The 22,955-nt window shown below is 56.7% G+C and carries 21 protein-coding genes; 7 read left to right on the top strand and 14 right to left on the bottom strand.

Translation table 11 applies throughout. The features are described from left to right. Nucleotides 1-21: 21 nt before the first annotated feature. The 6 genes from C4318_01195 to C4318_01170 all read right to left on the bottom strand — a co-directional run bounded on the left by C4318_01195 (nt 22) and on the right by C4318_01170 (nt 9,840). A complete protein-coding gene (locus C4318_01195; protein ID MER3453762.1) occupies nt 22-2,478 on the bottom strand; it encodes a DNA gyrase subunit A in 2,457 nt (818 codons plus the stop codon). A gap of 301 nt (nt 2,479-2,779) precedes the next feature. Next, the gene (locus tag C4318_01190) at nt 2,780-4,831 is read right to left on the bottom strand and encodes a DNA topoisomerase IV subunit B (GenBank protein ID MER3453761.1); all 2,052 of its coding nucleotides are present in this window, start codon (nt 4,829-4,831) and stop codon (nt 2,780-2,782) included. Between the two features lie 378 nt (nt 4,832-5,209). Then, the gene (locus tag C4318_01185) at nt 5,210-5,629 is read right to left on the bottom strand and encodes a hypothetical protein (protein MER3453760.1); all 420 of its coding nucleotides are present in this window, start codon (nt 5,627-5,629) and stop codon (nt 5,210-5,212) included. 134 nt (nt 5,630-5,763) lie between these two features. Next, the gene (locus C4318_01180; GenBank protein ID MER3453759.1) at nt 5,764-6,990 is read right to left on the bottom strand and encodes a hypothetical protein; all 1,227 of its coding nucleotides are present in this window, start codon (nt 6,988-6,990) and stop codon (nt 5,764-5,766) included. A gap of 62 nt (nt 6,991-7,052) precedes the next feature. Next, a complete protein-coding gene (gene dnaN, locus C4318_01175) occupies nt 7,053-8,159 on the bottom strand; it encodes a DNA polymerase III subunit beta (protein MER3453758.1) in 1,107 nt (368 codons plus the stop codon). A 250-nt stretch (nt 8,160-8,409) separates the two neighbouring features. Next, nucleotides 8,410-9,840, bottom strand: coding sequence for a chromosomal replication initiator protein DnaA (locus C4318_01170; GenBank protein ID MER3453757.1), 1,431 nt, complete (start codon nt 9,838-9,840; stop codon nt 8,410-8,412). A 585-nt stretch (nt 9,841-10,425) separates the two neighbouring features. Here C4318_01170 and C4318_01165 point away from each other — a divergent pair. The 7 genes from C4318_01165 (at nt 10,426) to C4318_01135 (ending at nt 16,643) form a co-directional block, all read left to right on the top strand. Then, nucleotides 10,426-10,560: a 50S ribosomal protein L34 gene (locus tag C4318_01165; protein MER3453756.1), complete on the top strand. Its 135-nt coding sequence runs from the start codon at nt 10,426-10,428 to the stop codon at nt 10,558-10,560. Between the two features lie 392 nt (nt 10,561-10,952). Next, entirely contained in the window at nt 10,953-11,306 is a 354-nt protein-coding gene (locus C4318_01160) for a membrane protein insertion efficiency factor YidD (GenBank protein MER3453755.1), read from the top strand. Continuing rightward, nucleotides 11,306-12,400 (top strand): hypothetical protein, encoded by a 1,095-nt coding sequence (locus tag C4318_01155; protein MER3453754.1) that lies wholly within the window; start codon nt 11,306-11,308, stop codon nt 12,398-12,400. The genes C4318_01160 and C4318_01155 overlap by 1 nt, the downstream gene beginning before the upstream one ends. Before the next feature lie 260 nt (nt 12,401-12,660). Next, entirely contained in the window at nt 12,661-13,296 is a 636-nt protein-coding gene (locus C4318_01150; GenBank protein MER3453753.1) for a hypothetical protein, read from the top strand. 604 nt (nt 13,297-13,900) lie between these two features. Next, nucleotides 13,901-14,713, top strand: a complete 813-nt coding sequence (locus C4318_01145) for a hypothetical protein (GenBank protein ID MER3453752.1) — start codon at nt 13,901-13,903, stop codon at nt 14,711-14,713. Between the two features lie 56 nt (nt 14,714-14,769). After that, the gene (locus C4318_01140; protein ID MER3453751.1) at nt 14,770-15,675 is read left to right on the top strand and encodes a hypothetical protein; all 906 of its coding nucleotides are present in this window, start codon (nt 14,770-14,772) and stop codon (nt 15,673-15,675) included. Between the two features lie 74 nt (nt 15,676-15,749). After that, nucleotides 15,750-16,643, top strand: coding sequence for a chromosome partitioning protein ParB (locus C4318_01135; GenBank protein ID MER3453750.1), 894 nt, complete (start codon nt 15,750-15,752; stop codon nt 16,641-16,643). Between the two features lie 25 nt (nt 16,644-16,668). Here C4318_01135 and C4318_01130 read toward each other — a convergent pair whose 3' ends face one another. From C4318_01130 to C4318_01095, 8 genes are all read right to left on the bottom strand, one after another. Beyond that, nucleotides 16,669-17,742, bottom strand: coding sequence for a hypothetical protein (locus C4318_01130; GenBank protein ID MER3453749.1), 1,074 nt, complete (start codon nt 17,740-17,742; stop codon nt 16,669-16,671). Nucleotides 17,743-17,829: 87 nt separating this feature from the next. Next, nucleotides 17,830-18,189: a thioredoxin gene (gene trxA / locus C4318_01125; protein ID MER3453748.1), complete on the bottom strand. Its 360-nt coding sequence runs from the start codon at nt 18,187-18,189 to the stop codon at nt 17,830-17,832. Next, nucleotides 18,186-19,199: a thioredoxin-disulfide reductase gene (trxB, locus tag C4318_01120; protein MER3453747.1), complete on the bottom strand. Its 1,014-nt coding sequence runs from the start codon at nt 19,197-19,199 to the stop codon at nt 18,186-18,188. Before trxB ends, trxA begins: the two co-directional genes overlap by 4 nt. 74 nt (nt 19,200-19,273) lie before the next feature. Continuing rightward, complete coding sequence (locus C4318_01115) at nt 19,274-19,804, bottom strand: hypothetical protein (protein ID MER3453746.1); 531 nt, start codon at nt 19,802-19,804, stop codon at nt 19,274-19,276. After that, nucleotides 19,795-20,619 (bottom strand): hypothetical protein, encoded by an 825-nt coding sequence (locus tag C4318_01110; GenBank protein MER3453745.1) that lies wholly within the window; start codon nt 20,617-20,619, stop codon nt 19,795-19,797. The genes C4318_01115 and C4318_01110 overlap by 10 nt, the downstream gene beginning before the upstream one ends. Next, on the bottom strand, nt 20,612-21,331 hold the full coding sequence (locus C4318_01105; GenBank protein MER3453744.1) for a hypothetical protein: 720 nt from the start codon (nt 21,329-21,331) through the stop codon (nt 20,612-20,614). The genes C4318_01110 and C4318_01105 overlap by 8 nt, the downstream gene beginning before the upstream one ends. Continuing rightward, nucleotides 21,328-22,515 carry a hypothetical protein gene (locus C4318_01100; protein MER3453743.1) on the bottom strand — a complete coding sequence of 396 codons (1,188 nt, stop codon included), beginning with the start codon at nt 22,513-22,515 and terminating at the stop codon, nt 21,328-21,330. Before C4318_01100 ends, C4318_01105 begins: the two co-directional genes overlap by 4 nt. Continuing rightward, on the bottom strand, nt 22,505-22,936 hold the full coding sequence (locus tag C4318_01095) for a hypothetical protein (protein MER3453742.1): 432 nt from the start codon (nt 22,934-22,936) through the stop codon (nt 22,505-22,507). Before C4318_01095 ends, C4318_01100 begins: the two co-directional genes overlap by 11 nt. Between the last annotated feature and the right edge of the window lie 19 nt (nt 22,937-22,955).

Here is a 22,955-nt window from a genome sequence, read left to right as displayed (position 1 = left end):
TTAGATACGCGGACAGGAAAATCACGTAGCCTCGGGCTCTTCCCTGTCTGCCAAGGCCACTCCGGCCACCTCCTGAGCAAGTTCTAACTTCATCACACGCACACCCGTTGCTTCCCGGCTCTGCCTGCTCACATCCGACAGCGGGATTCTGATTACGTTACCGTCGGTAGCGATAACGAATACCTCGTCGCTTTCCCGTACTGCCAGTGCGGCCGCGACCTTTCCCTTTGCCTCGGCAAGACGTATCGCACGCACGCCCAGTCCGCCTCTAGACTGCGGACGGAAAAGCCTTAGCGGAGTCCGCTTTCCAAACCCCCGCGTCGTAACAATTAGCAGATCCTCGTCGTTGGAAGCAGTGACTGCGGCCACTACGTAGTCCCCCTCTCTGAGGCTGATTCCACGCACACCCCTCGTGGCTCGCCCCTGCGCTCGAAGCTGCTTCTCGCGAAACCTGAGGGACATACCATTCCTCGTCAGCAGGAGGATTTCCTCACCTGGTTCGGTTGCCAGAACCGAGACGACCTCGTCCCCCTCTTGAAGGTCTACTGCGATAATGCCTCTTCGACCAGCCGAGTCATACTCGTTGAACCTTGTCTTCTTTACAATCCCCTTTTTGGTGACGATCACTAGGAACCGTTTTGTCTCGTACTGAGACGTGTCGATCACGGCCTGCACGTGCTCTGCCGGCTTGCCCGAATCGGGGTCTCCCTCCTCGAGCCGCAGGTATTTGCGTATGTGATCGCCCTTGGCGGTGCGCTCCCTTATCGGAAGCTCTAGGGCTCTCAGCCTGTATACCCGCCCGAGGTTGGTAAAGAACAAGAGGTATGAGTGTCTCGTCGTGCGAATTATGTGCTCGGCGACGTCGTCCTCGGTTACCTTCCCGCCCGAGACACCACGGCCCCCTCGGGCCTGTCGCTTGTAGCTCGACACCCTAGCAGCTTTTACATAGGCATTTCGGGTCACCGTTATGACTATTTCTTCGTCAGCAATAAGGCTCTCGGCGTCGAAGCGTGACTCTTCTTGGCTAATCTCGGTCCTTCGAGGGTCACCAAACTTTTCTTTGACGGCCGCTAGCTCCTGTTTGATGACTTCTCTCAGCTCCTTGGGATCGCCGAGTATTTGCTCCAGCCACGCGATTGTCTGCTCAAGCTCTCGGTTTTCGTCCTCCAGGCGCCTCGAGTCCAGCTTCGTTAGTCGCCTCAGCGGCATCTCCAAGACCTCCCGCGCTTGAATCTCGGAGAGCCCGAACCGCTGCATCAGACCGGCCCGAGCGGCCTCGGTGTCTTCACTCTGTCTGATCAGCGCGATCACCGCGTCTATGTTCCTGACCGCAATCAAAAGACCTTCGACGATATGCTTGCGCTCGCGAGCTTTCTTGAGCCTAAAACGTGTCCTGCGCTCGACGACTACGACTTGATGGTCTACGTAGTGCTTGATCAGCTCAGCGAGATTGAGGGTTTTCGGGGTGTGGCCAACGACGGCGACCATGTTGATATTCAGAGTCCGCTCTAGATCTGTGTACCTAAACAAAAGATTTCTCACGACGAGATCGTCTGCCTCGGGTCTCAGCTCGATCACAAGCCGCGTCCCCTCTCGGGATGTCTCGTCTCTCAGCTCGCTTATGCCCTCCACGGTCTTGCTATCGCTCAATTCCTGTATCCTGTCGAGGATCTTCGCCGGTCTGGCTTGGTAAGGAAGTTCGGTAACGACAATGCGCTTGCGTCCTTTCTTGTGTTCCTGGATCTCGGTTTTTGCCCGCAAGACTATCGATCCCCTTCCGGTCCTATAGGCTTGCCGGATTCCTTCGGTTCCCATGATCACGCCTCCCGTCGGAAAGTCCGGCCCTTTCACTATCTCCGCCAGCTCGTCGGGACTGGCCTCCGGGTGATCTATGTAGTAGATAACCGCATCGCACACCTCTCGCATGTTGTGCGGCGGAATATTCGTCGCCACTGCAACCGCTATCCCCTCCGAGCCGTTTACCAAAAGGTTCGGAAACCTCGCAGGCATTACAGTCGGCTCCCGCTCCTCCTCGTCGTAGTTGGGAACGAAATCCACGGTGTCTTCATCGATTCCGTCCAGCATCGCCTCTGCAAGCCGAGCTAGCCGACATTCGGTATAGCGCATAGCAGCAGGCCCAAAATCTGGCGACCCGAAGTTTCCGTGACCATCGATCAGGGGATACCTAAGTGCGAAGTCCTGAGCCATTCTTACCAGCGCCTCATAGATGGCCTGGTCACCGTGGGGATGGTACTTACCCATGACGTCCCCTACCACGCGGGCGCACTTTTTGAATGTGCGGTCCGGCAGCAAGCGCTGCTCGTACATTCCGTATAAAATCCTGCGCTGAACGACCTTCAGCCCGTCTCGAACATCGGGAAGGGCCCTTCCGACAATCACCGACATGGCGTATTCAAGGAAGGACTTTTCGATCTCTACTTGGAGTTGCACACGCTCAACACGCGGCCTTGGGTCCATCGGGGATATAGCTTCTACGTCGCCGCCGTTTCCGCCAGGGCTAGTCCCACCTTCTTCGGTGTCGCCTCGTCCGTCGGCTGCCGATTTCGCTGCCCCTGGTCCTGATAGTGAGCCCTCTCCCGCGTTTTGTCCGAGGGCTCCTGTGCGTCCGTCTTCACTCACCGCTGACATCCTCTCCAATTGAGCGCGTTCCAGTCCGAATGGTCTGGATAGCTATAGCTCATCTAAAAATTGCTATCAAAATCCACTGCCTGACCGACCCCGCTTGACCAGCGGGCCGATCACCCGTCCTCCCCTGCTCTCAGATATCCAGCATCTCCACGGCCTCGGCATTCTCTGCGATGAACTCTTTGCGTTCTTTTGAGTCCTCTCCCATTAGCGTCGAAACTATCCTCTCGGCTACAGCCGCGTCCTCTATCGTGATCTGACTCAAGGACCGACGCTCTGGGTCCATCGTGGTCTTCCACAGCTCATCGGCGTCCATTTCCCCCAGGCCCTTGTGGCGCGAGAAACTCCACCTCTCTGGATTCTTTTGTTTTCTGAGAAACTCCTCTTTTTCGCGGTCGTCGAGCAAGTACACCGACTGCTTCCCATAGGACGCCTTGTACAACGGGGGCCGGCAAACATAAACGTGTCCTTGACGTATAAGCTCGGGCATGAATCGGTAGAAGAAGGTGAGCAGTAGGGTTCTTATGTGCGCACCATCGACGTCCGCATCGCAAAGAATGCATATCTTGTGGAATTTTAGTTTCGAAAGATCCGTGTTTTCTCCGAAACCGCACCCGATTGCCATAACCAGATTTCGAATCTCCTGATTTTCTAATGCTTTGCTCAGGCGCGCCTTCTCAACGTTTAGGACTTTTCCTCTGATAGGCAGGATTGCTTGGTGTTCTCGGTCCCTCGCTTTGATCGCCGACCCACCAGCAGAGTCTCCTTCGACTATGAAAAGCTCCCGCTTAGCGGGGTCTTTTGAGGAACAGTCGGCCAGTTTCCCCGGCAAAGCAGACCCTGCCTCCAGGAGCGACTTCTGGCGGTCTTGTTTCCGTCGTCTCTCCAGCTCCATTCGCTCGCGGGCCGCCTCCGACACTTTGCGCACCACCGCGGCCGCATCGTCGGGATACAGCTCGAGCCAGCGCATCACCTCCTGATTGGTCAGCTGCTGTACATAGCCTTCGACCTCCGGATTTACAAGGCGGGACTTGGTCTGCCCTTCGTACTGGGGATTCGTAAGCCTAACCGCTATCACGGCAGTCAACCCTTGGCGGACGTCCTCGCCCGAGAAGTTTTCGTCCTTTTCTTTCAGGAACCCGGCCTGGCGTGCGTATCTATTGATCACGGAGGTGAGGGCCTTCTTGAATCCCTGCTCGTGTGAGCCCCCGTGAGGCGTGCTGATCGTATTGGCATAACTTGCTATAACCTCGGTGTATCCTCTATTCCACTGCAGTGCGACCTCCACGGATGTACCGTCTTGCGGCCGCTCCCGCTCGAAGTAGCACACGTGCGGATGCACGGGATCCTTTGCGTGGTTCAGCTCCTCTACGAGCTGGCGCACGCCCCCGTCGAAGCTGAACTCTTTTCGGATAGCCGGGGTGCGCCTCTCATCGACAAGGGTGACCTTGAGTCCCTTGACGAGATACGCGGTTTCCTTGAGGCGCTGTTCGATCTGGCGAGCATCAAACTCCGTCGCTGCGAAAATCTCCGGGTCAGGCCAGAAAGTGATCCTAGTACCCCGCCTGTCACTAGCCCCGTGCCTCTCCACCGGGCCAGCCGGCTTCCCCCGCTCGAATCTTTGTCTCCACTCGTACCCATCCCGCCATACCACAGCCTCGAGGTATCGACTTAGAGCGTTGACTGCGGTGAGGCCGACCCCGTGCAGGCCCCCCGACACCTTGTATCCTTGCTTCGTGAACTTCCCGCCCGAATGGGCTTCGGTGAGCACCACTTCAAGGGCGGGCCTGCCACCCTCCTCGGGCATCGGGTCTACCGGGATACCCCGGCCGTCGTCTTCGACACTGCAGCCCCCATCTGCGAGAAGCCTAACCTCCACCGAGGAACACGCTCCCGCCAAGGCCTCGTCGACGCTGTTGTCGAGCACCTCCCAAATAAGGTGGTGTAAACCTTCACTACTTGTGCCCCCTACGTACATGCCAGGATTTTTTCGAATAGCCTCGACGCCTTCGAGCCTCCTGATTGCCGAGGCGTCGTAGCGACCGGTCTCTCCTACTCGGCTGGACCCGGAAGAAGGGGGGCTGTCACTAAGCGCGATCTCATTAGATGCTGCTCTCTCCCCATCTGGCGGGGAAATCTCTTCGTGTGGAACGCTATTTCCTACCGATCTTTGTGGGGTTGCCATTCTCCTCCTCGTGTCTGCGGTTTATTCCTGGTCGAACAAGCGTTTCTCCGCGCCACTGCCGGTTTCGCTTTGATCGGCCAGCGCTCAACCAGAATCTTTTTTCCGAAGCCTAGCTCGGCCATCTCTGCTAGCAATAGCCGTGTCTTCCCCTAAAGGAGTCCAATCTACTAAAACACACCCTTGCCGACCCTAACTCGTGGCCGGCATCCACTGAGAGCCTTGCTGTTCCGACGAGTTTGCCGAGGCATCGTGCGAGCAGCGCGGTTCTTGTTGGTCGTAGCTTGAGCGCTCGGTCGGCATAAGCCGCCTCAACCAGGCGCGTTCTGCTGCGTTCGATACAATTCTGCAAAGGTTCCCCCGATTTGCCAGCGGACTCAGTCACTCCGGTTCCGCCGGCTCGACTCGGACCACGATTGCGGGTTTTTCAGCGCCGCCCCTCAATTCTTGCCAGGCTTGCGCTATCCGATCCCCATCTAGCCTAATCCTCGCTGCTCGTGCTGGGTGGGGGGCGTATATAACCAACTGACCACCCCGAAACGTGTACTCGCAGCCCCTGAGAAGATCCTCAAACTTCCGCCTGAGCTGCCGGTTCTCTACTGAACCGGGTGCACCTTCGATGATACCACCGAGGCGGGCAATTTCCTCGCCAACCAGCCGCTCGACGGGCTCTAAACTTCCACGAATCGCCGGGCTCCCCCGGCTGGTGCCGTGATCGATGTGCTCGCCCGTACTGGGTCGGTCGTCCCTCCACGAGCCCCGGATTACCGGTTTCCGCCTGTTTTTTTTCTTGCGTCTCACAATATGGAGCCCACCGACTATTGCTGTCTGGCAATGAGGCCACTGCCAGTGGAGTGGCTTCTTTTTAGGATTAGAAAGCCGTCGGTTCCTCGAGGGTCGCCCGCCCCTGTGGGTGCAGGCAGTATCGACGTGCGCTACTCGGGCGCGTCGATGTTCGACTCTGGGCCTTCTCCCTCCAGAGCACCGCGTTCTCGCTCGACCCTTCCCCGTCGGACTCGGAGAACTCGCATCGGAATCCCTAAAGACCCTGTATCGAGGCGTTCAGCGGATGTCGAAGTAATGAACCCTTGTTGGGGCGCAATCCTCTGCCACACCCTTCTTTGCCTGTGGTGGTCTAGCTCGGAGAAAACATCATCCAGAACTAGTACCGGCTTTGTTGTAGACAACGTCTCTAGCAATGAGGCCTCGGCTAAGCGCATCGCAATGGCAACCAAGCGCTGCTGCCCCTGAGAAATCTCCTCCCTAGCCGAAAGCTTATCAATCTGAATTTCGATATCATCGCGCTGTGGTCCGACAAGCGACAGGCCACGCCGGAGCTCGTCCCCGAGCCGTTTAGAAAGAGCTTGCTTGTATTCATCTTCAACCAGGCTTGTGTCTCCTCCGAGAGCAGCCTCCCAGGTGTCTGCGGGCAAGAGCTTCTCCAACCTCGCTAAATAGGTTATCCGTGCCGTACTGCCGATCCCCAGAAAATCTAGTGCCTCCTCCAGCAGCGGCCTAACCCTTTGGTAGACGTTTAGCCTTTTGCAAACGAGCTCCGCCGCGCATTTAGCGAATTCCTCATTCCAAACTTCCAGGCTCTGGGCTCCACCGAGGCTATTTAGTCGCTCCCTCGCTTCTCGCAACATCTTATTTCTCTGCTTGAGTGCCCTCTCAAATCGCGTCTTTCGACCGGCGTAGCCTGGAAATACGCCCCTTCCAATCGAGTCCAGCCAATCCCTCCTGGACTCAGCGCTTCCTTTCACTAGGAAAAGATCTTCAGGAGAAAATGCCACTACTGGAAAAATCTTCGTATTCTGGCTCCACCGGGCGGCTCGGCCATTTATCGCTAGCGAAAGCCCATGTCGAATTTCGACCGCCAGCCGCCACTCGCGCCGACAGCTCTCCGTTCCCGGACCCATCCTCGACACCGTTCCCGCTACACCCGCCGCCTCCGCCCCCGTCGCTATCATCGCAGAGTAACCACCCGGCCTCCACGACCTCCCGCTTCCCAGAACGTAAATGGCCTCGACAAAATTGGTCTTTCCCGCCCCGTTTGGTCCCTCTAGAAAAAACAGTCCCTCTCCGAGATAAACACTCTCTGAGACGTAGTTTCGGAAGTTTTTCAGCCGTAGTTCCTCCAAAACCACATACCGACTCGACACTTTCTAGGTTAATCCTCCAAGTGTAGAACTATCCGTAAGATACACTCTTATAATTCCTTCATCTACAACCGAATTGGCATAATTAAATGTCGATACCGATCGTCGCCCTCTCCCCTTACTAGTACCGCGCTCAAGGAATCTTTCATTTCTATAACTACCCTTTCCCCCTCACACCCCCCTACTCCATCCATCAAGTACTTTGGATTGAAAGCTATCTCTAAATCTTCCCCCCTGTAAATTGCGCCCTCCACCACGTCCGTAGCTTCACCAATCTCCGTATCTTTTACCTCCACAACTACTTCCTGTTCTGAAAGGGATATTTTTACCGGGGTTAAATCTCTCGCAAGAACACTAACTCTTTTAACGCTCTCCATAAACGCATGGCGCGCTGCCTCACATTTATTAGGATTCTCCTGCGGAATCAAGCGCTCGTAATCGGGAAATGTCCCCTCTATATACCTGGTTTTGAGCCTATGTTGACCTATTTCAAAAGATGCTGAGTCCTTTCCTAAATTCAAAGTGACTTTTCCTCTAGACTCAAACTTCAGACGGCTAACCTCTTCTAAAATACGCGCGCCTATCACTACTTTTACATCCTCTCCTGTGACCTTCGCTTCCAACCGGCGTTCCGCTAACCGATAGCTATCTGTAGCCACAAACTTCAATCGATCTTTTCCAGCGTCGATCAAACATCCCGTAAAAAGAGGCCTCGCCTCGTCCGTGCCAGCAGCCACTGCGACTTGGCCTACTGCCCGCTCAAAATCGTCTTTTTCCAATACGACACTGCACACACTATTTTCAATCTCTGTCGTAACCTGTGGAAAAATATCCAGCGGAATAGTTCGTAAAATGTATCTACTACTTCCGGATCGCAATGCCACCGCATCTTCCCCGGATCTCTCCGTAATATCGACCTCTGAATTTGATAGCACCTTAACTACGTCCTGCAGCCATTTAGCCGACAAGACCACAGAACCTGGTTTCCGCACAACGCTCTGTAAACGGGTCGAGAACACGGTTTGAAGGTCGGTGGCGATAATCTCGATTTCGTCATATTCGTTTGTTTGTAAAAGGACACCACCGGATAGGCGAGAAGCTTTGGAAGCAATTATGCGAGTACATACCTGTAGAGCGTCGGCTAGGTGGTCGCGGGGAATCGTTATATCCACAGTTAACCTCCTTCAGTTTTAATAAAACTTGGTGGTGTTAATAGAAAAAACAAAGTTGTGAATATTTGGAAGTAACCGGAATTTATAAGGGATTTAATGACTAAAGAAGAGATTTTTGAATGTGAAAAAATGTGAAAATAGGTGTATGAAAAGAGGAAAACGTACAGTAACCAGAAATGTAATCCCCAACTTGTAGTAGAAAAATCCACAGTTGAAACACAGCATGCTAATTCAGGGGGAACCAGGACTTTCACGAGCTGGACCGAAGACGGTTAGTAAGCTCGGATACCTGGTCGTATACAGACCTCTTCTCTTTGAGGAGAGACTCGACTTTTCGTAAGGAGTGTAGGACCGTGGTGTGATCGCGACCACCGAAGAGGTCCCCGATTTGAGGTAAGGACAGATCGGTAAGGCTCCTACATAGATACATGGCGACCTGACGAGCTGTGACTAGAGCTCGGCGGCGAGCAGGAGATGCGAGCTCAGCGGGGGTGACTCCGAAGTAAGCTGCAACTTCTGCGAGAATGTCGGTTGGGTGAATCGGTTTAGCAGTTGAGTGTCGGGGAGCCTGGGAGTGCAGCTCCCGCTCCGCTAAGTGTAGGCTAATCGGGACATCGTCGAGTGTCGCGGAGGCTACGACCCGAGTAAGAGCACCTTGGAGCTCGCGGATATTACTTGTAAAGAGGTTGGCTATGTAGGTAAGTACCTCGTCCGGGACCCTTACCCTATGGTTGGAAGCGTACTTTCTGAGGATAGCGACGCGGGTCTCAAAGTCAGGTGCCTGGATATCTGCGGTAAGACCGAGGGAAAAACGGCTGCGCAGTCGCGACTCCAGGGAGCCAATCTGGCCAGGGGGCTGGTCCGAGGAGATAACCATCTGTTTGTCATCGTTGTATAGAGCATTGAAAGTGTGGAAAAACTCCTCCTGGGTCTTTTCTGAATTGGCCAGAAATTGGATATCGTCCACGAGTAGCACGTCTACTGAACGGTAGCGCTGTTTGAACTGGCTCGTCCGGTCGTATTGGATAGCCATTATGAACTCGGAAATGAAGCTCTCTGACGTGACATACTCCACCTTGCGCTCGGGATAGAGCCTATTGACCTCCATTCCTATTGCATGGAGGAGATGAGTTTTACCCAGTCCAGCCCCCCCGTAGATAAACAAAGGGTTGTAAACCTGGGCTGGTTGCTCGGCGACAGCGCGGGCAGCGTGATGTGCGAGACGATTGGAGTCGCCGACCACAAAGTTGTCAAAAGTGTACTTCGGCGAAAGTCTCTGCATTGAAGGACGTTGATGCTGGGATCTTGAGGAGTGGCTGTCAGGGCGAACACCGTGTGCCGTACCCGAAAGTGAAGTTGCGTGCTGTCGGGCTGGGCTCGAAGAAGAGGAAGAGGCCGCGGTCGATACCGTGGGAGCGACAGGAACCTCCCCCAGAGGCATATCGGGGTCGACGACGAACTCGATTCGAGGTTGGGCAATACCAGTCAACTCGGAAAGAGCGGTCTCGAGGCAGGGAAGGAGACCCTCCCTGATCCGCTGCTCAATAAAGGGATTGGGCACCGCTATAACGACAGTCTCCCCGCGTATAGAGACAGGCTTGGTAGGAGCCAGCCAAGTCTTTACGGTGGCGGCGGAAACCCGGGAGGAGAGGTTTTGAAGACAGGACTCCCATAACTCGATGGTCAGCTCACCGGAGATATTAGACACAGAAGCCCTCCAAAACCAGCGCACGTCTTGGCCAGAAATTAGCCATAGAAACCACCAGGTTTTCCACAGAAATTGTGGAAAACCATTGATAACTGGTAGTTCTAACCACCGCCTAATCCCCTGCTAGCGAGCCCGCCGTACGTTACTGCCCTTGTGAAGCGGCGCTCGCCTTGTTTGGAAACCTCCGCTTAGGCGGTAGCCCTAGAGGATATGGCCCTACCTACTCGGGGAAATGCGTGATGAGTATACATGTATGCCGAAACACGTCAATTGGCCCATAGGAAACGCAGTTGACATGGGAGTTTTTGCCTGTATTGCTTGAGAGGCTGAGGTTGTGCTGCAGATTTTGGGTACAACCCCCGGCAACGGAGGCGAAGATACAGCTGGATGTGTTAATTGGGCGCGTTGTAACCTTGGTAATTCCGCATGGCGGAAGACATAAGGACGTTGCCACCTACGGGGGACCCCGGAATACCGCCGGTGTACACTGTCGAGGAAGAATAAATGGTCTGGTGAGGGGTCAGGTGCCAGGAGGCTGGCTGAATCTGGGACGGATTGATGAAACGGACGTTTCAACCCAAGAATAGACGTCGCAAGCGCCGTCACGGTTTTAGGCATCGTATGCGCACCAGGGCGGGACGAACCATCATCTCGCGCAGAAGGGCCAGGGGCCGAGAGCGGCTGAGCGCGTAGGCGCGACGCGGGTCCCGGTGTTGGGTACCCACGGTGTGGGAGTGATTCCTAGGAGATACCGGCTTCGAGGATCGAAATCGATCGCGGCCGTGTTGAGCGAAGGCGAGAGGGCTCGTAGTGGGCCTGTACGGGCTGTGGCTCGGGAGAGCCGTGGCACGGGCTACTCTAAGAAAGGTGAGGCGGCGTTCACTCCGCGCTACAAGATAGCCGTCGTTGCCACCCGGGGCTTCAAAAGCGCCGTGAGGCGCAACCGGGCGCGTCGACGGGTGAAGGCGGCCGTGTGGGAAAGCCGACAGGCTCTGAGGGAGGGATTTGAATATGTCGTGATTGCAGGGCCCGGCGCCGAGCGGATCCCTGCAGAAGAGTTGCGAAAGATCGTGAAGCGGGTACTTGTGCAGGCAGGGCGATCGAGGCAGAGTCCCGCTCCGAAATTACGTGGAGAGTCCAGGTCTAACGGAAACCTCAGCGGTAACCGCAAACTTAGCAAGCGAAAGGAAGAAGCATGGGGCCAGCGCAGCGGGCGCACCAGGTTGAGTGTGAGCATGATCCGTATTTATCAACGGACGGTCAGCCCACTCCTTGGCTCACACTGCAGGTATTTGCCGACATGTTCTGAGTATGCCATCGAGGCACTGACCGAGTATGGCTTCTTCGCCGGTTGGCTTATGGCGGCGAGGCGGGTACTGCGGTGCCATCCGTGGGCAGCGGGTGGTTACGATCCCGTGCGAAAGCGAGAAGTTGAGTGATGTCACGCTATCTTGCGTATCTTTACGATGCTTTGAGTCGAGACCTTGCTGGAGGGAATCTACTCGGGGCGGTCTACGGGGTGCTCGTGCGCCTCGTCGGCGGAGCGCTGGCTGGGCTGTATGCGGTGTGCCGGAGTTATGCGCTCGCCATAGCGCTTCTCACCGTGGCTGTGCGGGCAGCGCTATATCCGCTCACCGCAAAACAAGTAAAAGCAATGGCAGCTATGCAAAAGCTTCAGCCGGAGCTAATGCGACTGAGGCAAAAGTACAAAGATGATCGGGTCCGCCTCAATGAAGAGGTTATGGGACTTTACCAACGCCACGGCGTCAACCCTTTGGGTGGATGCCTTCCACTGTTAGTCCAGGCGCCCATCATGTTCGTAATTTGGTCGGCAATTGGGGTCGCATGGGGCGCTGCACCTACCCATAGATTCGCCGGTGCGGTGACAGATTTTTGCACCAATGAGGTGGGTCAGCCATCGCAGTGCGCGCCCGGGACGGCTTTTCTTCCGCCGTGGAGCTCATTGTTCGAGGCGATTCAGCACCATCGAGTGAGCCTTTTGGGAATTGACCTTACTAGGCCGGGCTCTGGCCAGAGAGGGGTGGCCTTTTTCCTATTTTTACTCTTGGTCGGCCTGGTCACAGCCACGCAGTGGTATCAGCAACGACAGATGCAAAAATCGAGCGATGTCGAGATAAATCCGCAAGCTCAAGCGGTGCAGCAGGTCTTGCCTATCGTGTTCGGGTTCATTACGTATACCTTGGCCGCTGGGCTTGGCATCTACTTCTTAGTAGGGAATTTAATTCAGATTGGACAGCAGCGTTTGCTGTTGAGGCACAGGGAAGAAGCAGCGGCCAAAATCGATCAATCTCTAAAACAGGTGTCAACCAAGAACGGGTCGCATGTGGAGAGTAGCGAGGCAAGACTTAGCAACGGCGCTAAAGGACGCGACAGCAACCGCACATCCAACGCAACCGGATATAGGGCTGGTTCATCTACCCTGCGCCAACAGGCGAACTCGGAAGAGCGCCGAGTGGTGGCAGAAGCAGCAGGAGCTGGTCGGCGGCCAAAGAAGCGGAGGAGGAAGCGGTGACTTTTCGTCTGGCAGCTGGGGTCGTATTCGCAATGAGGGGCCGCCGCTGCTCGTTGTTAGAGCTATGGGCAGCATAATCATTGCGCTGTGCGGACTCCGCTATCTGGGCGTATGCGAGCATCTCGCCCCTTAGGGGTGCGAGATTCAAGGGTCTAGGGAGCCATACGTGGCCGGACACGGCGGTGTGACTCATGGGCGTGGACACATGAATGATAGGACTTAGAAATAACTCCGTAGCCAAGAAGGAAAGGTGAACGTCGGTGGAGTGGATAGAGGCAAGTGGAGAGACCATCGAGGAGGCGATAGCAGCCGCTCTAGAAGAGGCGCAGCTGTCCGAAGAGGAGGCAGAAATCGAAGTTTTGTCCAAGCCGCTGGTTGGGCGGCTTTTCGGGGCAAAGGCCAAGGTTAGGGTGAGGCCAAAAGAAGGTCTTCCTCCTGAGGCAACAGCGCCAGCGGCAGCCCGCCTGACAAGGGAATTTCTCGAGGGATTGGTGGATGTCTTCGGGCTCAGGGCCAAAGTGGATGCGACCGCAGAGGAAGGGACTGTGGTGGCAACTATCGACGGGGACGGACTGGGAATCCTAATAGGGCACCACGGAGCGACGCTACACGCAATAGAGGAAGTGACGAGGACGGTCGTGGCTCGGCGACTGCGTAGCAAGGCGCGCATCGTCGTCGATGTTGCTGGCTATAGAGAGAAGAGGCGCCGGGAGCTCGAGGAGTTTGCGAGAAACTTGGCAGAAAAGGCAGTGCGAGAAAACAAGCAAATCACGCTGAAACCAATGTCGGCTGCTGACAGAAAAATTGTTCACGATGCGGTGAAGACCGTCGAAGGTGTGCGAACCTACTCGGAGGGGGAAGAGCCGAGGCGGAGCGTGGTCATAGTGCCGGCTTGAGCCACACGGCGTGGCTTTCGAAATTTTCGCTAAAAACCCGGGGGCGCACGACGCAGTTGAGATATGTAGGGGTTTAAACTTGCAGCCTGAGCGAGAGCGAGGGGCTCATGGGACAATCCTGGGCGATTTATGCGCTAGAAGGCCTCATGTAAAACGAGACGCTCCCATCTGACTTTTCAGTATTTGCGACAGACCCTGGGGTAGTTTCACGTGAAACTCTCACATGGCCCCTCCGGAAGTGGGCGCCCAAGCGTCCCTTCTCGGATTTGCCGCGTTTGATGTCTAAAGAGATTGTCTTGCTCCTGGAAAACACCCGGACCTAGCCAATATCCGCCAACAGCGAGCCTGGAGGCACATAGAACCGGGTTCTGTCGACAAAAGCGGAAACCCACGATCTGTGCCGTTGCTGGCGGCTACCGCTGGTTAGGTGGAGGGGGCTTCACGGTCATGTTCTAATGGGGCCCGGGATGAAAACTCGGATGGAACGTTGAAATTGCTAGATCTGGAGACCGGCGTATCCAACCTGGTAGAGAAGGTACGAACCCTGGGTTTCTGCCCGCAAGGCGACGTAACTCGCGCCCTCCTATCGTACGCCCTTAGGCTGATGGAAGCCCCCGGGACCCTATCTCGGGGAGACCGAACTCCTACAAAAGTATTAGAGCACATTGAAGACAGTGCAGCGGTCCTGGAGTTGTTGCCCGACCTCGCCTCGGCGGAGACGATTGCAGACATTGGGTCGGGAAATGGCCTTCCTGGTGTCGTGGTTGCTCTTTTAGTCGATGGCGTCCGGAAAGGTAAACCCGAAAAGAACGATGGCAGCGCCAGCGAAGGAGCCGATTTGCATGGGGTGGGACATAGCGGTGAAAGAGACGAAGACGGGGAGAACGGACAATCGAGTGTTGGGGTGGACCGAAGATGGCGGGTAGCGGCGGGAGCACCGTTGCCAAGAGTATTCCTCGTAGAGAGGTCAAGGAAGCGGCGGGCATTCATGGCGAGGATCTGCTTTGAGCTCGGGGTGCCGGCAGTCGTCGTCTCACCCAGCGATGCGTGTTGGAATCGGCCGAAGATGATACGCATGACATCCTCGGAACGACATTTCGTTCAGCGTGAGAGTATTCCGGTCGCACATTTGTTAGACGAAGCCGAGGCCGTGTCAGCGCAAGAAAACAGGTTGTTTTCCGTAGTGCTGGTAAGGGCGGTGGCACCCTTACTAAGAACGCCTCAGATAGCGGCGGCACACCTTGAAAAAGATGGAACAGCTGTAGTGTGGGCAGGACGCCCGGACCGGGAATCCAGGTTGGCATGCGAGAGTGCTTGCCGCGCGGCCGGACTCGTGGGAAAGTGGACGAGGCCTTCTCATTTAGCATCTCGAGGCGAGCTACTGGTGATGAAGTTCGAAACCCCTCTACGACAGTGAGTTATGACCCTAATACTCCGAATTCTGAAGACGACGAGCCCACGTTGGTCCTGGAGATGGAGCATAAATCAGAATTGGCGTCGTCGACCAAGGAATACACCGAAGGCCCCCCGTCGCCTCCACGTGGGGGGACGGTGATCGCTGTCGCTAATCAAAAGGGTGGGGTTGGGAAAACAACGACCGTGATCAACATCGGCGCGTGGGTAGCGTCGATGGGTTATAGAGTCCTAGCGGTCGATCTGGATCCACAAGCGAACCTCACCACCGGAGTCGGGGTTAAGGCCTCGGACTTGGCAGGCTCAACCAGCTACGAGGCTATAACCGGAGCCAAAGATCCCCGAACAATAGCGGTCGACGTCCCCGGAGTCGGGGGAATGCGACTGATAGCAGCCTGTGGCGACCTGGCGGGCGCCCAGATCGAACTTGTCGCCGAGATAGCGCGCGAGACCAAGCTCCGGCAGGCACTCGATTGGGTGCGAAACGATCACCACATAACCCTAATTGACTGCCCTCCGTCACTAGGGCTACTCACAGTGAACGCGCTCACGGCCGCAGATGCTGTGCTGATCCCCATCCAGTGTGAGTACTTTGCGTTGGAGGGATTGAGCCAGCTTCTAGAGTACGTCTCTCTCGTTCGGCGCAGCCTGAACAAGAGCCTTAGCGTAATCGGAATGCTTCTGACGATGGCTGATGCAAGGACGCGTCTATCGGCGGAGGTGGCTCGGGAAGTGAGGGAGCATTTTGGGGATTTGGTCTTCCAGACGGTGATCCCGCGGTCGGTGAGACTTGCAGAGGCCTCCAGTTACGGAGAGCCTATCGCGATTTTCGATCCATCCTCCAGAGGCGCAGCAGCGTATCGCGCGGCCGCCGAGGAGCTTGTGGCAAGAGTGTGGGGAACAGCGGGTATCGACCTAGGGGGAACCTCACCCCAGAGAGAGGTGGGTCACACGGGGGCGAGGTAGCGTGAGGCTGTCCTCGAGGAGGAAAGACTCCTCAGGAAGCCGTCTTGCATTGAGCACAGAGGAGGTCTATTGAAATGAGGCGCAGAGGAGGGCTGGGGAAAGGGATTGCCGCACTTATCCCCCCCAGCGAAGAGGGCGGATACCTCGAAGAGATAGCAATAGACAAGGTTAAGCCGAGTCCTTATCAGCCCAGACAGAACTTTGACGAAGAGGCGCTAAATGAGCTTTCGGCGTCCATCCGGGAAGTGGGGCTCCTGCAACCAGTGATTGTACGGCGGAGGGAGGATGACTTCGAGCTAATCGCTGGCGAGAGACGATGGCGAGCGGCACGTAGGGCCGGCCTTAGGAAAATCCCCGCAATAGTGCGCGACGTTGACGACACGGATGCAGTGGTTCACGCTTTGACCGAGAACTTGCAGAGGGAACAGCTGGGACCCCTGGAGGAGGCTAGTGCCTACCAGCAGCTTATTGAGGACTTCAACCTCACACACGACGAGATCTCCGCCAAGGTCGGAAAGTCTAGACCCGCCATATCCAACGCCTTGAGGCTGCTTCAGCTGCCACCGGCAGTCCAAAGGCTGCTTGCCGAGGGAAAGATAACCGCCGGGCACGCCCGAGCTATTCTCATGGTTCAGGACAGGCTCGCTCAGGAGCGGCTCGGGGTGGAAATAGCGAATGCGGGCTTGTCAGTCAGGCAAGCCGAGGAAAAAGCGAGACGCCTAGCGGAGGCCGCAGACGGGGCGCTTCGAGAGCGGGAGGCGTGTGGTCGTGGGCGCGTCAAAAGGAAAAGCTCGGCGAAGGTGCCAGCGGCCGGTCTTGTGGAGGCGGAGCGCTTGTTGGAACGAGCTCTTCAGACGGAGGTTTCAGTAATGCCTGGGGCACGAGGTGGCGGAACGATCACGATACGCTTCGCAGACGTGTCCGACCTCGAGAGGATCGTTGAAACGGTTTGCAAGCGCGAGGAATAATCGGGGCAAGGACATAGAAACATTTCTATCCAGCCTGCTCGCCGGAGAAGTACTTTTCCAGGGCAGAGACCAGTGCCGCAGCTATCGATTCGATGATATCCCTTGATCGAGCGAGTCTGGCTTCTTCCGGGTTGGATATCGTGAGCGGCTCGACTACCACGCATGGGGCTTGAGTGCGCCGCAATATCGCCCAGCTCCGCCCATGAATTCTGCAATCCGGACGACCCAGCGTTCGCACTAGTGACTCCTGGCATAGGGCCGCAAGGCGGCGCCCTCCCTTTGAGAATCCGCTTGAGCCAGCGAAGTAGTACGATGCGGTGCCAGCTACGTCCGGATCGGGAGCCCAGTTCATCCCAAGCGAGACGACAACGTGAGGATCGGTCGCGTTGGCGAGAGCGGCTCGCTCTTCGGCGGTGAGATATTGACCGACGCGTCTTCGCTGGTGTCCTATCGCCCCTCGGTCATCGAGGTGCCGTGCCAGGGCGTTTGCGAGAGACGAGGAAAGACGTGCGATCTCTGCGTCGATAGCAGGCGACGTCCGGCGTTCGAAGCCAGATGGAGTGTCGATGTAAACTCTGGCGCCGCGTAGGCCTAAGTTTGGAGGAAACGCCTCTGTGGGTGAGCCACCACTCAGGAGGCGCCCTCGCTCTCCTAGAGTCTCTAGGGCCGCATGGGTGAGAGGGCCAAACACGCCGTCTGCTACGACGCCAGCCTGGCGCTGGAACTCCTTGAGGGCTCGCTCGGTGAGAGGGCCAAACACGCCGTCGGCTCTACCACAGTCGAAGCCTAAGGCGTTGAGCCGACCTTGCAACTCGGCGACGTCGCTTCCTTCCAGCATCGGCTCGGTATAGTACAAGAGCCGGTCTCCAAGAGATACGCCTGCGCTTATCAGCGTCTCCCAGGTTTCGGGACCGACCAAGCCGTCTACCAACAAGCGGTGATCCTGTTGGAATGAGCGGACCGCTGCTTCAGTCGAGGGACCGAACTGGCCCGTAGAAACCTCGGTATCGTCGATCGCGTATCCGAGCGAGCGCAGTCGCGTCTGGAGCTCGCTGATCTTCGAACCAGCGCTTCCTTTCCCAAAAGTTCCAAAACTCAAAGTAGCAGTACCTCGTCGGAGGGAGAAGCACTTCCTTGACTAGCTGGTCGGGTCACTTTACCCCCGGCCTGCAGGTCGTCGACGACGTTAGGTCCGAGGCTCCGGAGATGGTCCGGTCGACAGGTGCTTGGCCAGCCGGTCCGAGAGGGCATGGCGTGGCAGGGCGCCTCGAATCCTCTCGACCTCTTCGCCCTCACTGAGAAGGACCATAGTTGGTATGGCCATAATCCCGAATCGCGCGGCCAGGTCGGGCTCGGAGTCGACATTTACTTTTGCGATGACCAAACGACCCTCGTACTCTGCTGCAAGTTCTTCGAGAACCGGCTCCATAGCCTTGCAGGGGCCGCACCACTCCGCCCAGAAGTCGACCAGAACCGGAATAGTTGATGACTTCACAAACTCGTCGAAGCCAGGTTGTTGGAGAGTGACGATATTGTTTCGGCTCATTTTCTATCTCGAGACGTATCTGCGTTTTTGTCCTCTGGTTCGATAACAGGGTTTTCGTCGAGCCATCTCGATGCATCGATGGCAGCCATGCATCCCAATCCAGCTGCGGTGACGGCCTGCCTGTAGCGGCGATCAGCTGCGTCGCCAGCGGCGAATACGCCCTCCACCGATGTCCTAGTAAAGTCCCGAGTCTTTATGTATCCGAGCTCGTCCAACTCGAGCTGCCCTTTGACGAGATCGGTGTTGGGGGCGTGGCCTATTGCTACAAAAATTCCGTCGAACGGGATTTCTGTGACTTTGCCAGTTTTTACATTCTCTAGTCGAACACCGGTCGCAACTTGCTCGCCCATGATCTCTAGTACCTTTGAGTTCCACACGAACTCGATCTTGGGGTTGGCAAATGCGCGCTCCTGCATTATCTTGCTGGCCCGCAATGCGTCCCGGCGGTGAATCACGGTGACTTTATCCGCAAACCGGGTTAGAAACAGGGCCTCTTCCATAGCCGAATCGCCACCTCCTATGACCGCAACTTTGCGGTTTCTAAAGAAAGCGCCATCGCACGTAGCACACGTCGAAACTCCCATTCCCATGTACTCGGATTCCCCGGGCACCCCGAGCCTCTTGGGCGAAGCGCCCATGGCTAGGATTAGAGCCCGAGCGTAGTAAATGGAGTCAGCGGTTTGGACTTCGAATGGATGTTTTTGTAAGTTGATCGCAGTTGCAGCAGCTCCGACAAGCTTGGCTCCAAATCGCTCCGCCTGCGTGCGAAAGCGACCTATTAGGTCGGGGCCGAGAATCCCCTCTGGAAATCCGGGGTAATTCTCCACCTCGGTCGTGAGCATAAGCTGCCCCCCAGGCTGCTGACCGAACGGCCCCAACTCTCCCTCCAGCACTACCGGATCAAGGAGGGCACGGGCTGTATACACCGCCGCGGTGAGGCCGGCGGGGCCTCCGCCGACGATTATGACCTCGCTGAGCCCCCCCTCTTTGGTCTCGGATCTACCTGGCATAGCGGAACCTCTTCCAGACCTGAAAGCCCCACAGGCTTAAGCTAGTGTCCACCGACGCGGGGTGATGTCGAGCATCAGTTCTCCCTGAAGGCCTTTTTCCAAAAGACGAAGATTCCTACGGTAACGAGTAAAACCCCCAAGATCGCGTGAGCAATCCATTCGTAGGGAGAGAAAAGCTCGGAGGCCAACCGGAAAACCCCGATGAGGATTAGAATCAGCGCGGCAGAGCCAGCTATGACCGCCAGCAGGCCAAGGGCTACGGCGGTTGCCGCCCGCTCTATCGGCCGCACTACTCTTTTACGGACGATGTCTATAGCGCCATCTATGCGATCTACGACTTTGACTGCAAGGGCGGGATCGCCGAGCACCCCCAAATCCGCCCGACTGTCTCGTTCAGCTATAGATCGGAGCCTACCCTCTTTGGGTCTAGGCTCGCTTACTCCGCCGGGGTGCGGGGCGTCGTCCATGTTCGTTTGCGCCTCCAAGTCTTCGATATCGAAAAGAAAACCGTGGCCGTCTGCGAAGCCTTCGAAGCCCTCCCAGAAAGGCTGTGAGTACGAGCGAATATAACAGAGAGCAGAGCCGCTCGACTCAGCTAGGCCCAAAACGCTGTCGCGAGAAAGGTGCAGTCTTCGACAGCCGTAGCGTAAAAGATTACTCCCGATAGGGCGGAGTCGGGCTGGGAATCTGGCGAATATACAAACACCATTAGCCATGCATCTCGGCCGTTGTAGCGAGCCCGCTCCACATAGGCGGGAAGGGTTGGCCGGGGTATTCCTCGCAAGACGACGTTCATACACTCGGCCGGAGTTCTACCCTTGACGTTCCCGGCGAGCTCTCCGAGCTGCATTTGCATCGACCGCTGGTTAGAGCCGACGTCCGATGCCTTGTAGTACCGGCGGAACGCCTCCACTGTCGGGTCGGAGCTGAGGGCATCTCGGACGCGCTGCGCGTCATCGAATATACGCCCCTTAGAAACAAAGGTAGGCTGCGGACTCGGGGCCCTCTGGCTGTCTGGAGAAGGGGTAACTACGCTGTCGCGGGAAGGGGGAGCAGGTGTGGGAGCTTCGATTCCGGAGGGGGTGCGAGTCCTAGTCCATTGCCACACCCCAAAGCCCGCCAGGACTGCGCCGGCCAAGATGGCGCTCAGGGCGATGCGCATCCGGTTGACCCTGCGGCGCCGGATCTGGTCTTGGGCCAGGGTAGCAGCGAGCGAAACCGCTTGCTTGCGAAGTTCCTCGGGCGGATCCGGCCGAGGCAAATTGCGGACAACTTTGCGGAGGGCCGCATAGCCTTCAGCGACGAGCCGGCACTCTTCGCATTTTTGAAGATGCTCGAGCACAGCGCGATCGCTCTTTGGTGCGCCAGAAGATATGACCTCAATCACCTTGCTCAAAGGGACGTGAGAAGCGCTACTCATCGTCGACGACCCTTCCGATGTGTTCGAAAAGTGCAACTGCCGCAGCCGAGGCAAGGGCAGCAACGGTCGAAGGGCCTTTAATTGCCTCCCCGCTCGCATCGAGCAGCTCGTGCGGGACTTCTGAGAACGGGCTGGGCGATAACAAGTAAATTCTTACTGCCACTCTATAGCGAGCGGGAAGCGATCCAAGAGCTTCTCTTACAGCGGGAGCCAGGGACAAACATCTCGATGGATCACCAGCTGCTTTTTTTAGAATCGCCACGCCCCGTCGCGCGCTCTCGTTCAGAGGTGTAGGCGATGTCTTGCCTACTTCTAGTAGATCCTCGTTGCTCCGGGACGCCTCGGTGCCTGGGGATGAGGGCCTGTTGGGCTGTCGCTCGTGGTCAATGGCCCGGCTTGCAGCGACGGAAAAAGTCAGACGATAGAGGGACGCCACCGACTGATCCTCGAGAACGGAAGGATCTTGCAACTTTTGGAAGTAGGCGCGAAGCGCAGCGAGCGTCGAGGCCGATATCTCCTCGAAGGTTCCGCCAATCTCGAAGGCCGCCCAGAACAGAGTCGGATACACGGCGTCCGCGAGCTTTGCCGCCGTCTCCGCGCTTGGAGATCGTAAGTAAGCTGCAGCCAGCTTTTTTATGCGGGCCTCTAGACTCTCCTGTTCTTCTTTTTTAACCATCGAGTGAGGAACCGTGTCGCCAGGCAATTTTTTCACTGACCAGCAAAGGTGAATACTTTCGATATGAGGTGCGCTAGGCGAAAAGACAGCGCTCCGGCGGTGTTCCACCCTATCCATCCGAATACAGCGGCTACGAATACTGCAGCCGCGAACCGTAAAGAGCCTCGGACGGTGGCGACCCTCAGCGCCCGCGAAAGAGACGGTACATGAACCTCTTCAGATAAGGCACTCGCCCTTTCTGGGAGGTCGACTTCGTTAGGGGGGGCGATTAAGAGCGATGCAGTGTCGCCCCGCCCGGACACGACTTTGGGGTTTGCGACCGCTAGACCCTGGGTGTTGGCCGTTACAGTGGCCGCCTCGTCTTCGGGCCCTGAAAACAGCGTAAGGTCCAGCTCTGTCTTTCCGAACGTAAAGCCCGATAGCACCTCTGCAACCGCGTCTGCCCGCTGGGGTCTCGAAGCTGGGTCCACGGCTAAGCAACTATCCACGAGTCCGACGATCTCTGGGTCGAGTCCGTCTACGATCTGCGCGAGGGAGGGAAGCGACATCGATGCTCTCGCTGCCGCCCGGGCTAAACTCGCTTCTTTGCGGGGATTCCGACCTGAGAGGGCTTCGTATAGAACGAGCCCCAGCGAGTAAATGTCGGTGGCCTCGCTTATCGACCCGCCAAGAATCTGCTCCGGGGCCATGTAAGAAAGCGTCCCCACCACAGCGCCGTCAGAGGTGAGTTCGGATGACAGGGTATCGAGGCTGCGAGCGATTCCAAAGTCAGCGAGTTTGGGAAACCCAGTGTGGGTGAATATGACGTTGGAGGGCTTTACGTCTCGGTGGAGGATTCCTTTGGAGTGGGCATAGGCGAGGGCCCTAGCAACAGCAGTTCCGACGACCGCAGCCTCGGTTTGGTCCAATGGCCTGATTGCGAGGAGTTGTGCGAGCGAACCGCCCTCTAACAGCTCCATGACTATGAAATAGCTGCCATCCTCTCGCCCGGAGTCGTAGACCTGGGCGATGTTGGGGTGTAGAAGAGAAGCAGCAGCCAGCGCTTCTCGCCTGAATCGTTCTACAACGCCGGGGCGGGCTGCCATCTCGGGGGAGAGGAGCTTTACGGCCACTTGTCGACCTAAGCGGATGTCGCGAGCTTCCCAAACCGATGCTTGTCCACCAGAGGCGAGAAGCCTCCTAAGGACATACCTGCCTGAAAGCTCGCGCTTAGATGCCACCGCTGAAGCGGACGTTGACGTCCACCCTTACGGTGTAGTAGTTGCGGAGCCCTAAGTGCTTCAAGACCAAAGAGGGAGCTGGTTTCTCCGCGCTGAAAGTAACTGTGCCATCGAGGTCTAGGTCCGGACAGTCGCTTCCAGGCCTCGGAGGGATCAGCTTGGCCCCATACTCCTGCAGGTTCTTGACCACGATGCTGCAAACCGTATTGTACTTTTCTGCGTAAGAAGCCGCCGCGGAGCGAACGGCCGTCTGCGAGGCATCCAAGGCAGCACTCTTCGCCTTGTCAGAAAGCTGAAGTTTTACTATCTGGGGGGAAAGTGCATCATAGCCTAGGACTACGAGAACTATAAGGATTACAAATAGCTGCCAGAACTTCGTTTGACCATATTCGTCTCGGTGACGGGCCGCTCTTGTGCCCAACAGAAACCTCCAGAATCTC

This window comes from Acidimicrobiia bacterium, from assembly GCA_040289475.1.
Taxonomy (GTDB): Bacteria; Actinomycetota; Acidimicrobiia; order ATN3; family PSLF01; genus PSLF01.
This window is presented reverse-complemented; position numbering and strand designations above follow the sequence as displayed.